The sequence below is a fragment of the Bacteroidia bacterium genome, assembly GCA_041391665.1.
Classification (GTDB): Bacteria; Bacteroidota; Bacteroidia; order J057; family J057; genus JAGQVA01.
Map to the genome: position 1 here is coordinate 2,451,296 of JAWKNO010000001.1, position 14,948 is coordinate 2,466,243.

Here is a 14,948-nt window from a genome sequence, read left to right on the forward strand (position 1 = left end):
TTACAATCTGCATATTATCAGGTTCCCTTTGCAGGTTGCTTTTCCCTTCCGGAGTGCTCAGTTTTTTTTGTTTTTTCTTTGTGGGTTCGTGAGATTTGCCGGTTGTTCCCATGAATCCAACTGCCATGATATATCAAAGGAAAAACTTGTCTGACGAATTTTTAAGAGAACTTTATTCAGATATTCTGTATCCCCGGCTGATTGAGGAAAAAATGCTGATTTTGCTTCGTCAGGGTAAAATCAGTAAATGGTTTTCCGGTATCGGGCAGGAAGCTATTTCCGTAGGTCTCACCAAAGCCCTTAAGTCTGAGGATTATATTCTGCCGCTTCACCGCAATTTGGGGGTATTTACTACCCGGAATATGCCTTTGCGCAAACTAATCGCTCAGTGGCAGGGAAAATTATCGGGCTATACAATGGGCCGGGACCGCTCCTTTCACTTCGGATCTCCTGAAGACCGGGTGATTGGCATGATCTCCCACCTCGGAGCCATGTTGCCGGTAGCAGATGGACTGGCGCTGGCAAGTAACCTCGATAAACAGGATTTTATTGCGGTTCCCTTCTCCGGTGATGGCGGTGCAAGCGAGGGCGATTTCCATGAAGCACTTAACGTGGCCTCTGTCTGGGATCTGCCTGTTTTGTTTATGGTCGAAAATAATGGCTATGGTCTTTCAACTCCTGCGTCAGAACAATTTCGCTGCAAACAGATTGCAGACCGGGCCAAAGGTTACGGAATCAAAGGACACACCATCGACGGAAATAATGTGCTGGAGGTGTATCACAAGGTGGCAGAAATTGCAGAAAAAATGCGCAAAGATCGCAAACCTGTTCTGCTGGAGTGTATGACTTTCCGCATGCGTGGTCATGAGGAGGCTTCCGGTACCAAATATGTGCCGCAAGCGTTATTGGACGAATGGGCGACCAAAGATCCGGTGAGCAATTACGAAAAATGGCTGATAGAAACCGGCGTGATGAGCGAAGAGGAGATAAGTTTGGTGCGTAAAAAATTGAAGAATGAAATTAATGCAGATGTGGCGGCCGGATTTGAAGCGCCCGATGTATCACCAGACGCTCATGTAGAAACCGGAGATGTATATGCCCCAATGACCGCTTCACTTACTGCTGCGGGTGATTTGGGCGAGGAAAAACGCCTGATCGATGCTTTGAGTGAGGGGTTGCAGGAGTCGATGAGAAAACACCCTGATATGGTCATTATGGGGCAGGATATAGCCGAATATGGCGGGGTGTTTAAAATAACAGATGGATTTGTCAAAGAGTTTGGAAAAGATCGGGTGCGCAATACCCCCATTTGTGAATCTGCCATTCTGGGGGCAGGTTTGGGGTTATCGCTTCGGGGAAGGAAATCTGTCGTAGAAATGCAGTTTGCGGACTTTGTTTCCTGTGGCTTTAACCAGATCGTAAACAACCTGGCAAAAAATCATTACCGCTGGGGCCATAGTGCAGATGTGGTTGTCAGAATGCCTACCGGGGGAGGTACCGGTGCAGGACCTTTCCACTCACAAAGCAATGAATCCTGGTTTACACATGTACCGGGGCTCAAAGTGGTATATCCATCCAATCCGGCAGATGCCAAGGGGTTGCTTACCACATCGATTCTCGACCCCAATCCGGTCATATACTTCGAACACAAGCTGTTGTACCGATCCGTTTCAGGTCATGTACCTTCCGGGTATTACAACCTTCCCTTGGGAGAGGCAAAAATTGTAAAAAAGGGGAATGATATGACCATTGTTACCTATGGGATGGGGGTACACTGGGCGATGGAAGCCGTCGATAATCAAAGCGATTCGATTGAAGTGATTGACCTTCGCACCTTGATCCCATGGGATACCGAAACGGTCTATGCTTCGGTGAAAAAAACAGGGAAGTGCCTGGTTTTGTATGAGGACACCACTACGGGTGCATTTGGCGCAGAAATCGCTGCCATGGTGGGACAGCATTGTTTTCAGTATCTCGATGGGCCGGTGATGCGATTGGGGTCGATGGATACACCGATACCGTTTCACCCACGGTTGGAGGCACAATTTATGGCTAAATCCAGACTGGCTGAAACGATCGCTACCATGCTTGCTTATTGACTTGTCAAAAAGATTGTGACAAGATGGGTTGGGTTTGCTATTGAATCATTTTGGGTAATAAGGGGGTTTTATGTAGCTTTATCGGCGCAAACCTACAAGACCCGCTATGAAAATCAGCAATGAGGTAAAATTTGGTGTGATTGCAGTGGTAACCATTGCCATGATTGTCTATGGCCTGAATTTTATGGCAGGATCGCGTTTTTTTGGCTCATCTCTGATTATATATGCCAAATATCAGGACGTACAGGGGCTGATTGAGGGAAATCCGATCATGGTCAACGGGCTGAGAGTAGGGAAGGTGTCCCGGCTTCAACTCGAAGATATGAAATCTGGTCTGGTAACGGCTACTTTTGAGATCACCCAGAACCTGAATGTGCCCGAGAATTCTATTGCCATGATTTACAACTTTGACCTGTTAGGTTCAAAAGGGGTGAAATTATTTGTTCCGGACTCATTGCCTGCTTCTGACAAATACCTGAAAAGTGGTGATATGATCAAAGGTTTTGTGGAGGCTGGTGTATTTGATGAAGCTTCTGATCTGGTAAAAACACAGGGTTCACAGATTCTTATTGAGGTCGCAAAGCTGGCCGTTCAAATCAATGATATTGTGAAGCTCACCAAAAACCTGCTTACCGATACCGAAAACAACAACACAATGCGGGCCACGCTCGACAATATCCGGGAGACTTCCAATAACCTGACGAGTATCACCCGAAAGGTGGATAGTCTTGCGGGTGAAATCAATGGTATTGCCTCCAATGCAGGTAGTATCGTCCGGAATGTAGAAAATAATAATGCCAATATCGAAGCAATCATTTCCAACATCCGATCTACCACAGACTCCCTGGTAAAAGCCTCCGATGAAGTGAAAGAACTGCTTACAGATGCCAGTTCTACAGTCTCGAATATAGAAAGTATGGTCGCCAAACTGGATACTACCGGAGGTACACTGGGTTTGTTATTAAATGATACCCGTCTTTACGACAGCCTCACGGTTACTACAGAAAACCTCAACTCTGTACTTCGCGAAGTGAAAGCCAATCCCCAGCGATTTTTTGACGATATTAAAATATATCTGATTGAGCGAAAGGACAAGGCCAGAAAGCCGGAAAATGAGGTGAATCCCCGTTGAGTATTTCACTCTTTTCCTCCTACAACTTCATTTCCGATTTCCACAAAATCTTCGGCATCTGAAAAAACCGGTTCGATCAACCATTCTCCGGTAGTGGAAATGTACCCCCATTTTCTTGATTTTCTTACCCGGGCAATACCATTGGAAAATCCTCCTGCATATTCAAATTGCGGCTCTGCAATCCATTCACCTTGCAGATTGAGATAGCCCAGTTTGGTACCTTTTTGGGCAGCGGCAATTCCATCCTGAAAATCAGCCACGACGACATATTGGGGATAGATCAACCATTCGCCTTCTTTGTTGATAAACCCCCAGTCGGTTTGCAGACTGGCACGTGCTACGCCCTCGTGAAAATCACCGACATCCAGAAATCCGGGAGAAACTTTCCAGTCCCCGGAGGGCAGAATGAATCCCCAACGCGATGAACCGGGCCCTTTGACCCGCGCCAGTCCATTGAGAAAACTTTCGGCTTTTGGAAAAAATGGTTTTATTACCCAGTTTCCTTCTCTATCGACATACCCGTATCCGGCTTCAATACCTACAAGGGCAAGGCCTTCCGAAAAGTCGTGGGCTTCAGTAAACCGCGGCAAAATCATCCAGTTGCCCAAATGATCAATATAGCCCCACAATCCGCCTTTGTTTACTCTTGCGGCGTCTTCGTAAAAATCTTGTACATCGTCAAACCGGAGTTCTTTGAGCATGGTCCCGGTAAGGTCTATAAAACTCCAATCGCCTTCCTCGCTTTTTACGCGGGCAAAGTTTTCGTGAAAATCGCCGCAGTCTGTAAATTTTTCTGGAATGACCATTGTGCCCTGAAGCTCAATATACCCCCATAGCCGATTTTCCCTTACACGGGCAACTCCTTCCAGAAAATCACCGGTCTCTTTGTATTTAGGATTAACCAGCCATTTGCCGGAAACATCAATAAATCCCCACAAACCGTTACTTTTCACCGCAGCAAGCCCTTCGGAAAAATTTCGGGAGTCTTCATATTGGGCCTGGATTACCCATTCTCCAGAAAGATCGATATAACCCCATAGCCCTTTATCTTTGGCCCTGGCTCTGAAATCCTGCGAGAAAGAATGCGTTAAAGTTGAGCAAAGTAAAGCCGTCAGAAGGTAAAACCGCATGCTTAATAATAACGATAAATGAACGATTTGGCAAACCTATTTTCATATTAATGATTTTACTCAGCCCGATCGTTTGGACAAACCCGACAGATAACAGTATATTTGAATATTTCACCCTAAAATATTCACCCTGACATTTGCCAGGGGAAATTCAATAAATACTACTCCATTATGCAGAAAGCATTTTTCCAGGTACCAGTTCCGGTAAACGAACCCGTTTTAAGTTATGCACCCGGCAGTTCTGAAAGGGCGATGGTAAAAAAAGTTTTGGCCGAACTCTCTGCTCAACAGAAAGAGATTCCCATGGTGATAGGTGGGCGGTCGGTATTTACGGATCATCGCAAAGCGATCAGCCCGCCACATAACCATAAGCACGTGATCGGGCATTTTTCAATGGGAAACAGTACCCACGTCAGGGCTGCTGTTGATGCCGCATTAGCCGCTAAAACGGATTGGGAAAATACTTCCTGGGAGCATAGAGCGTCTGTATTTTTAAAAGCCGCCGACCTCCTGTCGGGGCCTTACCGGGCTCGTATGAATGCCGCCACGATGTTGGCTCAGTCCAAAAATATCTATCAGGCAGAAATTGATGCAGTTGCAGAGCTGGCAGATTTTTTTCGGTTTAATGTGGCCTATATGACCCAGATTTATCAGGATCAGCCCATGTCATCACCCGGAATGTGGAATCGCCTCGAATACCGTCCGCTGGAGGGTTTTATTTTCTGCATTACTCCCTTCAACTTTACCTCTATTGCAGGAAATCTTCCCGCTGCTCCGGCACTTATGGGAAATGTGTGCGTATGGAAACCCGCAGACAGCCAGATATACTCTGCCCATGTGATTATGGAGATATTAATGGAAGCAGGGCTGCCAGACGGCGTGATCAACCTCGTATATGCCGATGGCCCTGAAGCCGGTGAGGTGGTTTTCCACCATCCAGATTTTGCGGGCCTGCATTTTACAGGCTCTACAGGAGTATTTCGCCACTTATGGAAAACCATAGGCGAAAATATTGCCACCTATAAAACCTATCCCCGCATCGTGGGCGAGACCGGAGGCAAAGATTATATCATGGTGCACCCTACGGCTGACACAGAGGCTGCGGCTGTGGCCATTGCCCGCGGAGCCTTTGAATTTCAGGGGCAGAAATGCAGCGCGGCTTCACGGGTCTATATTCCGGATTCGCTTTTTGATTCGATTATCGGGCGTGTAAAGCAGGATGTCGCTTCTTTTAAAATGGGCGACCCTTCCGATTTTTCCAACTTTATCAATGCAGTCATCGACGAACGAGCCTTTGACAAAATCGCTGGATTTATCGATCAGGTCAACGCCTCACCCGATGCGGAAATCATTATCGGCGGAGATTATGATAAGTCCGAAGGATATTTTATCTCGCCTACGGTCGTGCTTGCCAAAGATCCTTTTTTTCTGACCATGTGCGAAGAGATTTTTGGACCGGTTGTCACCATTTACCGGTATGCAGATGCTCAGTTTGAGGAAACGCTCGATATCCTGGATAAAACAAGTCCCTATGCGCTTACAGGGGCACTGTTTGCCCGTGACAGACTGGTGATTGACAGGGCCGCCCGCAGGCTTCAGCATACTGCCGGTAATTTTTATATCAATGACAAGCCCACAGGGGCTGTCGTGGGACAACAACCCTTTGGCGGAGCGAGAGGGTCTGGTACCAATGATAAGGCAGGTTCTTATCTCAACCTGTTGCGGTGGGTTTCCCCACGCACGATTAAGGAGACCTTTGTACCTCCCAAAGATTACCGTTATCCCTTTCTTTCCGAATCATGATCAAAGAAGTCCTGCACCTCCTGCAAAAGGAATTAATGTTGGAGTGGAAACAGAAATACGCCTTTAACGGGCTGGTTCTGTATGTGCTGAGTATGGTTACGGTCATTTCCCTTGCATTCGTGGATAATATGGAACCGGGAACCTGGAACATCATTTACTGGATTATTTTGTTGTTTGTGGCGATCAACGCGATTGCCCGCAGTTTTTTGGCCGAAAGTTCTGGTCAAATGATGTATCTGTATAGCATGGCGCACCCGACGTCAGTGATTGTCGCCAAAATTGTGTACAACACGCTGCTTTTGTTTTTGATTGCGGGTATTACGCTGGTTGCTTTTCAGTTTCTCGGCGGCGTGAAAATTCTTGCCCCCCTCAGACTACTGGCGATCACCTTTGCGGGCAGTGCGGCCCTTTCTGCAAATCTTACGCTGGTATCTGCAATCGCTTCCCGGGCCGAAAACAAAACCACGCTGCTGGCAGTGCTGGGGTTTCCGTTGATTGTGCCGATTCTGTTGTTGCTGATCAGAATTTCACGTTCTGTCATCGAAGGCGCAGGCGGCACTATCGCTACTGACGGAAACGATAGCCTGCTGATGATCGGAGGGATTACGTTTGCCCTGGTGGCATTCTCCGTGATATTGTTTCCATTTGTGTGGCGGGAATAGGAAAATATGAGTGAAATGATAACCAATTGAGCTTAAAAATGGTTAACTTTACAAACACAATAAAGTAACTTTTGTATGGGTTAGCTTCTATATCATGAGTCAAAAAAGTATTCTCCGAATATCTTACAAAGTTCTTGCTATTGCATTGATTTTATATGCAGTCGTATTTGGTATGGTAACCCGCCTTCCCGATCTTCCTCCACTTCAGCAGAGTAGCCGGAATGTGTTTTACCACGTACCGATGTGGTTTGCCATGCTGACGATGATGGGGATTTCGCTTTACCACAGTATTCGCCTGCTTCGCATGCTCGATCCGGAGTATGAGTCACAGGAAAGTCCGCTTTATGCGGACGCCAAAGCGCGTGAATCCGCAGCTGTAGGTGTGGTTTTTAATATTTTAGGCCTGGTTACCGGTATTATCTGGTCGCGGGTTTCATGGGCAGAAGATCGCCCTGCGTCTGAGTTTTCTACGTGGTGGGCCTGGGACCCTATTCAGGTAGGTGCACTGGTCGCACTGTTGATTTATCTGGCGTATTTTCTGCTTCGCAATTCTTTTACAGAACCAGAAAACCGCGCGAAAGTAGCTGCTGTTTATAATATTTTTGCCTTTGCAACGCTGATCCCTCTGTTTTTTATCATCCCCCGTATGTTTGAAGGGCTTCATCCCACGGCTGGTAAAGGCTCTTTTATTTTTGATAAAAGCCAGATCAGCAATGAGTTTCGTATGATCCTCTATCCCGGCATGCTCGGCTTTATTCTTATTGGCGTATGGATATTTGAACTCAGAAGCCGTCTCGAAATGATCCGGTTAAAACTGGAAGAAAAACTCGCAGAAAGAGAATATAAAAATAACGCATGAACCCTACCTTCTTACAATCATTCATTTTGCTTCAGACAGAAAAAACCTGGCTCCTGATGAGCGATAAAGTATATTCTGTACTGACAGTGTTGCTGCTGATATTCGGCGCTCTGATTGGATATCTTGTTCTTACAAACCGGAAGATTCGCGACCTGGAGAAAAAACTGAAACAATAAAAAACCGCATAGTCTGAATGGGGAAATTCTACCCAGACATTCTTTACACCAAAACTGAAAAATGAAACCTTCCAAGATTATCATACTCGTTGCTCTGGCTGTTTTTGTAGTAGCTTTGGGAATTAATTTTTCTGAAACAGCCAGCATTTACACGGATTTTGGCACTGCCAAAAAAACAAAAAAAGAAGTCCATATCGTAGGCAGTTGGGTTGACCGTGAACAGTCCTCTTACGATACGGACAAGGATATCTTCACTTTTTTTATGCAAGACACCCTTAATCAGGTGGAAAAAGTGATGTATTACGATCCCAAACCAATTAATTTTGAACAGGCAGAGAAAGTCGTGGTTATCGGTTCTTACAAAGAAGATGCTTTTGTAGCCGATAAAATCGTGATGAAATGCCCTTCAAAATATGAGCCTACAGATATAACCAGTGGAGAGAAGTAGGAAAATAAAAAATTATGGATTTACTAACCGGAGGCAAACTCGGAGAACTATTTACTTCAGCTGCTTTTGCAGGCGCATTAGTGGCGACGTGGAGTTTTTTTATAGCCGAACGTTCTGAAGGAGACGATAAAAAAAGCTGGGAAAAACTCGGCAAAGGTGGATTTCTGGTGCATGCAGCAAGTATTTTCGGAATTATTGCTACGCTGTTTTACCTGATCTATTCCCACAAGTATGAATACCATTATGTCTGGTCTCATTCCTCAAATGAACTTCCCGTTTACTACATGATTTCCTGTTTTTGGGAAGGCCAGGAAGGGAGTTTTTTGTTATGGTGTTTCTGGCATTCGGTATTAGGTACGATTCTGCTGTTTAACCGGTCCTCATGGCGCAACCTGGTGGTGGGGGTAATTGCCTCTATAGAGATGGTCATTAGCTCTATGCTTTTGGGTGTATATATCGCTGATTCATGGGTGATGGGTATTTTTCTGCTACTGGGGCTTGTCAGTGGTGGTTATCTGGCCTGGCAGTACGTATTCCATCGCGATAAGCTACCTTTTGACGGGCTCTTCCATCTCGCCTCCGTGATTATGGCGGCAGGATTTTCGATTCTCCTTTTCAGAGGACAACTGGGGGCTGGCACCAGGTATATTTTCTGGGGAACATGGGGGGGCTGGGATGACCTGGCATTTGTGGTATTTGGAAAAATGATTTTGGCCTACCTGATCTTTCTGACGATTTATGTGTTGAGAGTTGCCCGCCAGGAAAATATCCCTATTGGTGAAATTCTCGCTGCGGTGGTTCTGGGGGGAATTGTCTTTGTCGGAATGGGCACTGAACCCGACATTTGGAAACTGGGTAGTACGCCATTTGCCACACTCAAATCTGTGTTTCCCAACAATCCGGTTTACCTGCAGAATCCTGCCTTTATCCCTTCTAATGGAAATGGGCTGAATCCACTGCTTCAAAATTACTGGATGGTTATTCATCCGCCCACTTTGTTTCTGGGTTTTGCCTCAACCGTTGTCCCATTTTCATACGTGATTGCAGGTTTACTGAAAAGACAATATAGTGAGTGGATTCGCCCGGCACTTCCCTGGATGGCATTTTCCATGATGATCCTGGGTGTTGGTATCATCATGGGGGGCTACTGGGCTTACGAAACATTAAATTTTGGTGGCTACTGGAACTGGGACCCGGTGGAAAACAGTTCGCTGGTACCGTGGTTATGCGGGGTCGCAGCGCTTCACGCCATGTTGATTTACCGGAAGACAAAATCCTATCTGAAACTCACCATGCTGCTGATTATCAGCACATTCTTACTGGTGTTGTATAGTACTTTTTTGACCAGGAGCGGTATTCTTGGCGAAACCTCTGTTCATACGTTCACAGATCTTGGCCTTTCCGGTCAGCTGTTGGTACTGGTAATGACCTATGTGGTATTTGTCGTTGTGCTCATGATGCTCCGGTGGAAAGAAATTCCCGAACGGGCGGATGAAAGTAAAGTCTGGTCCGCAGAATTTATGCTTTTTGTGGGCATGCTCATTCTCGTTTTTTCAGGGCTCGTGATTATCATCACCACTTCACTTCCTGTATTTAATCAGATATTCGGCACGAAACTGGCGCCTCCGCCCAACGTTCAATTGTTTTATTATCAATGGAATGTCTGGTTTGCTATCCTGTTTGGGGTGGTCTCGGGTATTGGTCAGTTTTTGTGGTGGCGAATCACTGCCAAAAACTCAGTAAGTGATGCGCTGTTTCGCCCCTTCGTACTTACAATGATTGCAGGCGGGTTGATTTTGCTTGCGACCTTTTTCACAGAAATGAACTTCGCTTACGACAAGACATTCCATGATATGGTGTCTCCTGAAGCACTGGCCTTTAAGTCGGCTTTTGGGAAAATGTTTGCCTGGTTGAAGTTTGGTATTCTGTCTATTTCCAATGAATTGCTGCTGTTTTCAGCGTTATTTGGGGTAATGGCGAATGCGGATGTATTGGTCAACCTGCTTCAGAAAAACCGTAAAGGACTGAAAGTGATGGGGGGTACCATCGTTCACCTGGGATTTGCGCTGATGTTGCTGGGGATGTTGTTTTCATCGGGCTATGATGAGGTGATTTCCAAAAACCTCCGTCCTGAAGACCTCGCCTCTTTTCCGGAGCAGGAGAAAAACGACAATATTGCCATTGACCGCCGCAGCCCTAATTATCTAAAAGGGTATCAGGTCAAATATCTGGGACAAAAGAAGGCCCAATCTCCGGTCTCCGACCTTCGGGTGCTGGAAGAAACTTCTACCCGGTTTAAACTCAGTTTTGACGATGCAGATGGGGAAACTTTTGCGATCGTACTGGACCGGGCGCCGTTTATTCTGGAGGAAGACCGGCACTTGCTGGACGTACATGCGACCTCTGAAAATGCAGATCCTTTTGCCAAACCCGTTGGCCGGCTTGATCTCACAAGACTGGAATCGCTGCTCAATGAAGATGTCGCTGCGTTTGAGCCAAAACTTATCAATAATCGAACGTTGTATGGCCTGGAGTTTTCTGCCCTGGACAATCCCGACAAGCAGTTTGTCCTGTATCCCGAAGCAGAAATTAATGAATCTATGGGAAGCATTCTGGCACATCCGGGAAGGAAGATATTCTGGAATAAAGACATCTATGTATTTACTTCCAGTCTGCCTACACCAGAATCCATGGAGCCGAAGTTTTTCAGCTTTGGTATGAAAATCGGAGATACCGTGCAAATCGGCGACACCAGACTGATGCTGGCCGAATTACGCAATCTTACCAGCAGACCCGACCTTCAGAAGTACGACGTAGCGGCCGCAGCTCATTTGATCGCATTCTCAGAGCAGGACACTTTTATTGCCAATCCATTATATGTCATTGAAGGTAACCGTCCCGGAATGATTACTTCACAAATAGAGGAACTGGGGATGGATCTGGCTTTTGTCGGCATTACGCCTGATAAAGATATAATCCATATTCAGGTACGGCAGGTTGATCCTCATTCAGATTTTGTGGTGATCAAAGCGATTAGCAAACCCTTCGTAAATCTTTTATGGCTGGGAACTTTCATTTTGGTGTTTGGTTTTGGTATTTCTATTTATCGAAGATGGGTGGAGAGCAGGGCAAAGTCTTGATTGTTAGAGAGTTGTGATCAGTTTATTGGATTTGGTCTGGTATAGAAAATAACAGGTTACCTTAGAAAAATGGGAATAAAACATTTGGATTTTTAGTGAATATTAATATATTTACGGATAGCACATCATCCTAAAAAATCTGTTATTATGACTAAGACTATAACGTTCAATGAGCTTCGTAAAATCAAAGACAGCCTGCCAGATGGCAGCATGGAAATGATTGCCCGTGAATTAGGCGTAACAGTAGAAACTGTACGCAATTATTTTGGTGGTTCAAATTTTAGGAAAGGCGAATCTGTAGGCTTTCATATTGAGCCGGGACCTGATGGTGGTGTCGTTCAACTTGATGATACTGCAATTCTCGATCGTGCACGGTCTATTCTGGCTACAGCCTCTGCAGATTGATTGTGTTTCATTTCGTCCCCTCTATGGAAGGGTACGTGACTTCGGTCTGCGTACCCTTTACTTTTTTTATCCCATCCATATAAAAGCAATGGCTCCGTCTGAGGATAGACGGAGCACATTGAGTTTGGGGTATTAGGTAGGTTAATAGGGAAGGTCTAAATGAGGTTCTCATTGTTCGACCTTCTAAACTAAAGGTAGAAAAAAAATCCCCACCTGCCAAATATCGTTTCCATATTTAAACTATTGCAGGATCGTAATGACCGTAAAACCCTGCATTTTTCCTGCTTTTTGTATATCCCCCTCCCAAAAACTTACATCCCCGAATGTGTTCCAGGCGGTAAAGTCTTTCATCCCTGGGCAAACAACCGGGTAGTAAAAACGAGGATCAGCACACACATCAGAATAGAAAGACAAATATAGCCTGCGGCCATCATATACTGCCCTAACTGGAACATCTTCATGGTCTCAAGGCTAAAAGTAGAAAAGGTGGAAAAACCTCCACAGAAGCCTACCATGAGCAGCAATTTGACGGAAGAAGACACTTCTGTATATCGGCTGAAATAACCCCATGCAAGGCCCAGCACGATACAGGAAAGTATATTTGCCGTCAGGGTGCCTACGGGGAATCCTCCTTCCGTAGTACCCAGCCAACGGGAAATGCCATAACGGGAAATACTGCCAATGCCCCCTCCGATGAATACGGCAATCCATTCACTCATGGGTATTGGGCTTTTCCGGTGATGTCTGCTTTTACCTCCTGCCTGATCATCGGCACTCTCGTGAAAAGCGAAAGACTGTGGTGCTGATAAACACCCACACTGTCAAATGAAACCGCGATATGCGTTGTGACTGTATATAGCCAGTTTTTCTTATGAGTGGTTACCTCAAAATACTTGATATATCCCCGGGTATTCGTAGAGACCTTCTGAAGATGCAGCGGAATGGTCATTTCTGCACCCGGGTTAATGGTTGCGATCAAAGTATCCTGATGTTGAGATACGGTAAGGTAATCTCTTATATAGGGTGCATCATAAAATTGATCCAGCGCGTACCCCATATCCTGAATCAGAAGCCAGGATATGGAATCTCTCTCTTTACCCCTGCTGATAATAATTTCCGGAACAGGCTGATATATGGTGTCTTCTGTAACGGGAGGATCAGTTTGCAGGTCTGTTACAGATTTGTGATAGGAGATACCGGGAATACGACAACTGTTTTCCAGCTGTAGCATCAGTTGTTTCCGTATCGGGTGGGTGAGTGTATGTTTATCTTTTCCTTTACATCCGGCCAGCAGAATCAACATGCCAGCAACCATCAGTACAACGGTAGGATGACGAAAAAAACGAACATTGACAGCTCCATTCATGATCAATTATTAAGAAAGAACTACCTGATCCGGCAATAGATTAACATGCGTTGCAGGCAATATTCCTTGCAGTTTGATATTTTACTTACACCGATAAAATTTTTTCTAAAAAAATCAGTTCTCGACCACCAGAACTTCACCCGTCATCTCTTTGGGGATGGGTAATCCCATGATGGTAAGAATGGTAGGTGCGAGATCACCCAGCTTGCCAGGCGCATCTCTAAAAGAATATTTGCCTTCGGGATCTGCTATATACAGTGGTACCTGTACGGTAGTATGGGCGGTGTGTGCGCTTCCGTCAGGGTTTTTCATTTTGTCGGCGTTTCCGTGGTCAGCGGTTACCAGTGCGACATAACCATTTTCGAGGGCAGCTTTGACTACATCAGCGGTACAGGTATCTACAACTTCACAGGCTTTGACGGCCGCTTCAAATACACCCGTATGACCGACCATATCGGGATTGGCAAAGTTAAGGCAAATAAAATCTGCATCTCCTTTTTCGATCTCGGGGATAATGGCATTTCGAATATCGTTTGCGCTCATTTCCGGTTGAAGGTCATAGGTAGCGACTTTCGGTGAAGGACAGAGGATATGAGATTCTCCCGGCATGGCTTTTTCCCGTCCACCATTAAAGAAAAATGTCACATGAGGATATTTTTCAGTTTCGGCGATTCGTATTTGTTTTTTGCCATTGTTGGCGAGGTATTCTCCTAAACCATTGCTGATATTATCCTTTTCATAGAGAACATGTACACCTTTAAAAGATTCGTCATAGCGGGTCAGTGTTGCATAATAGAGATCGAGGGTATGCATGCCGGCCTCGGGCATTTCTGCCTGGGTAAATACATGAGTAAGCTGGCGCCCTCTGTCTGTGCGGAAGTTGAAGAAAAGAACAGCATCACCATCCTGAAGCGTAGCTACAGGTTTCCCATTTTCCTGAATGACAATAGGCTCTATAAACTCATCCGTAACCCCTTCCGCGTAAGCGGCTTTGACTGCTGCAACAGGATCGGTCGCAGGTGTTCCCACACCATTTACAATGAGATCATAGGCCTTTTTTACCCGCTCCCATCTTTTATCTCTATCCATGGCAAAGTACCTTCCGATGACTGAGGCGATTTTGCCTGTACCACATTCATGCATGCATGACTGAAGGTCGGTAATATAATGTTCACCTCCATTGGGAGACGTATCTCTTCCATCGGTAAACACATGGATATATACTTTTTTCAGCCCTTGTTCTGCAAGTATTTTAATAAGACCCTTCAGTTGATGTATACTACTGTGGACACCACCATCTGATAGTAACCCCATGAGATGCAGCGGTTTGTCTTTTTGCGAACAATATCTTACAAGGTTTTGGAACTCCGGATTCTCAATTATTTTTTTCTGTTCCACCTCAATATTGATTCTCACGAGGTCCTGATACACGACACGCCCCGCGCCAATATTCATGTGACCAACCTCCGAATTGCCCATTTGGCCATCGGGCAACCCTACAAATAACCCGGAAGCCTCCAGGCGGGTGGTGGGAAATGTTTGAATCGCCGCATCGTAAAAGGGCGTATTTGCTGCATCAACTGCGCTAACCGACGGGTCATCTGCGATACCCCATCCGTCCATAATAATGAGTATGACTTTACTGGAATTCATGCCCCAAAGGTAAAATTTAATCCGAAAATTCCTTTAGCTAAATGCAGAAATTGTGAAGATGGTTTGGCTGGTTTG

Annotated in this window: 12 protein-coding genes and 1 pseudogene; 9 read left to right on the top strand and 4 right to left on the bottom strand. The window is 45.6% G+C overall.

The window, feature by feature from the left end; translation table 11 throughout:
* Window positions 1-125: 125 nt before the first annotated feature.
* Complete coding sequence (locus R3D00_10080) at window positions 126-2,099, top strand: dehydrogenase E1 component subunit alpha/beta (GenBank protein MEZ4773518.1); 1,974 nt, start codon at window positions 126-128, stop codon at window positions 2,097-2,099.
* A 106-nt stretch (window positions 2,100-2,205) separates the two neighbouring features.
* Window positions 2,206-3,231, top strand: a complete 1,026-nt coding sequence (locus tag R3D00_10085) for an MlaD family protein (GenBank protein MEZ4773519.1) — start codon at window positions 2,206-2,208, stop codon at window positions 3,229-3,231.
* Window positions 3,232-3,236: 5 nt separating this feature from the next.
* On the opposite strand, the gene R3D00_10090 is transcribed toward R3D00_10085, so the two are convergent.
* Window positions 3,237-4,361, bottom strand: a complete 1,125-nt coding sequence (locus R3D00_10090) for a WG repeat-containing protein (GenBank protein ID MEZ4773520.1) — start codon at window positions 4,359-4,361, stop codon at window positions 3,237-3,239.
* A 171-nt stretch (window positions 4,362-4,532) separates the two neighbouring features.
* On the opposite strand from R3D00_10090, the gene pruA reads away from it, so the two are divergent.
* From pruA to R3D00_10125, 7 genes and pseudogenes are all read left to right on the top strand, one after another.
* Entirely contained in the window at window positions 4,533-6,164 is a 1,632-nt protein-coding gene (pruA, locus tag R3D00_10095; protein ID MEZ4773521.1) for an L-glutamate gamma-semialdehyde dehydrogenase, read from the top strand.
* Window positions 6,161-6,826 carry a heme exporter protein CcmB gene (locus R3D00_10100; GenBank protein MEZ4773522.1) on the top strand — a complete coding sequence of 222 codons (666 nt, stop codon included), beginning with the start codon at window positions 6,161-6,163 and terminating at the stop codon, window positions 6,824-6,826. The genes pruA and R3D00_10100 overlap by 4 nt, the downstream gene beginning before the upstream one ends.
* An 82-nt stretch (window positions 6,827-6,908) precedes the next feature.
* Window positions 6,909-7,685: pseudogene (gene ccsA, locus R3D00_10105) on the top strand (cytochrome c biogenesis protein CcsA).
* The gene (locus R3D00_10110; GenBank protein MEZ4773523.1) at window positions 7,682-7,861 is read left to right on the top strand and encodes a hypothetical protein; all 180 of its coding nucleotides are present in this window, start codon (window positions 7,682-7,684) and stop codon (window positions 7,859-7,861) included. The pseudogene ccsA (R3D00_10105) and the gene R3D00_10110 overlap by 4 nt, the downstream one beginning before the upstream one ends.
* A 61-nt stretch (window positions 7,862-7,922) precedes the next feature.
* Window positions 7,923-8,309 carry a cytochrome c maturation protein CcmE gene (locus tag R3D00_10115; GenBank protein ID MEZ4773524.1) on the top strand — a complete coding sequence of 129 codons (387 nt, stop codon included), beginning with the start codon at window positions 7,923-7,925 and terminating at the stop codon, window positions 8,307-8,309.
* Between the two features lie 14 nt (window positions 8,310-8,323).
* Window positions 8,324-11,449, top strand: a complete 3,126-nt coding sequence (ccsA, locus tag R3D00_10120; GenBank protein ID MEZ4773525.1) for a cytochrome c biogenesis protein CcsA — start codon at window positions 8,324-8,326, stop codon at window positions 11,447-11,449.
* Window positions 11,450-11,596: 147 nt separating this feature from the next.
* The gene (locus R3D00_10125; protein ID MEZ4773526.1) at window positions 11,597-11,854 is read left to right on the top strand and encodes a DNA-binding protein; all 258 of its coding nucleotides are present in this window, start codon (window positions 11,597-11,599) and stop codon (window positions 11,852-11,854) included.
* Window positions 11,855-12,201: 347 nt separating this feature from the next.
* Here the strand turns inward: R3D00_10125 and crcB are convergent, their stop codons facing one another.
* The 3 genes from crcB to gpmI all read right to left on the bottom strand — a co-directional run bounded on the left by crcB (window position 12,202) and on the right by gpmI (window position 14,873).
* Window positions 12,202-12,573: a fluoride efflux transporter CrcB gene (gene crcB / locus R3D00_10130; protein ID MEZ4773527.1), complete on the bottom strand. Its 372-nt coding sequence runs from the start codon at window positions 12,571-12,573 to the stop codon at window positions 12,202-12,204.
* Window positions 12,570-13,220 carry a hypothetical protein gene (locus R3D00_10135; protein MEZ4773528.1) on the bottom strand — a complete coding sequence of 217 codons (651 nt, stop codon included), beginning with the start codon at window positions 13,218-13,220 and terminating at the stop codon, window positions 12,570-12,572. Before R3D00_10135 ends, crcB begins: the two co-directional genes overlap by 4 nt.
* Window positions 13,221-13,334: 114 nt before the next feature.
* Entirely contained in the window at window positions 13,335-14,873 is a 1,539-nt protein-coding gene (gene gpmI / locus R3D00_10140) for a 2,3-bisphosphoglycerate-independent phosphoglycerate mutase (GenBank protein ID MEZ4773529.1), read from the bottom strand.
* Window positions 14,874-14,948: the final 75 nt, after the last annotated feature.

What these genes read in the sequence shown, in the direction of transcription:
- R3D00_10080 (MEZ4773518.1), top strand. Translation starts at nt 126, where the DNA reads ATGATATATCAAAGGAAAAACTTGTCTGACGAATTTTTAAGAGAACTT.
- R3D00_10085 (MEZ4773519.1), top strand. Translation starts at nt 2,206, where the DNA reads ATGAAAATCAGCAATGAGGTAAAATTTGGTGTGATTGCAGTGGTAACC.
- R3D00_10090 (MEZ4773520.1), bottom strand. Translation starts at nt 4,361, where the DNA reads ATGCGGTTTTACCTTCTGACGGCTTTACTTTGCTCAACTTTAACGCAT.
- pruA (MEZ4773521.1), top strand. Translation starts at nt 4,533, where the DNA reads ATGCAGAAAGCATTTTTCCAGGTACCAGTTCCGGTAAACGAACCCGTT.
- R3D00_10100 (MEZ4773522.1), top strand. Translation starts at nt 6,161, where the DNA reads ATGATCAAAGAAGTCCTGCACCTCCTGCAAAAGGAATTAATGTTGGAG.
- R3D00_10110 (MEZ4773523.1), top strand. Translation starts at nt 7,682, where the DNA reads ATGAACCCTACCTTCTTACAATCATTCATTTTGCTTCAGACAGAAAAA.
- R3D00_10115 (MEZ4773524.1), top strand. Translation starts at nt 7,923, where the DNA reads ATGAAACCTTCCAAGATTATCATACTCGTTGCTCTGGCTGTTTTTGTA.
- ccsA (MEZ4773525.1), top strand. Translation starts at nt 8,324, where the DNA reads ATGGATTTACTAACCGGAGGCAAACTCGGAGAACTATTTACTTCAGCT.
- R3D00_10125 (MEZ4773526.1), top strand. Translation starts at nt 11,597, where the DNA reads ATGACTAAGACTATAACGTTCAATGAGCTTCGTAAAATCAAAGACAGC.
- crcB (MEZ4773527.1), bottom strand. Translation starts at nt 12,573, where the DNA reads ATGAGTGAATGGATTGCCGTATTCATCGGAGGGGGCATTGGCAGTATT.
- R3D00_10135 (MEZ4773528.1), bottom strand. Translation starts at nt 13,220, where the DNA reads ATGAATGGAGCTGTCAATGTTCGTTTTTTTCGTCATCCTACCGTTGTA.
- gpmI (MEZ4773529.1), bottom strand. Translation starts at nt 14,873, where the DNA reads ATGAATTCCAGTAAAGTCATACTCATTATTATGGACGGATGGGGTATC.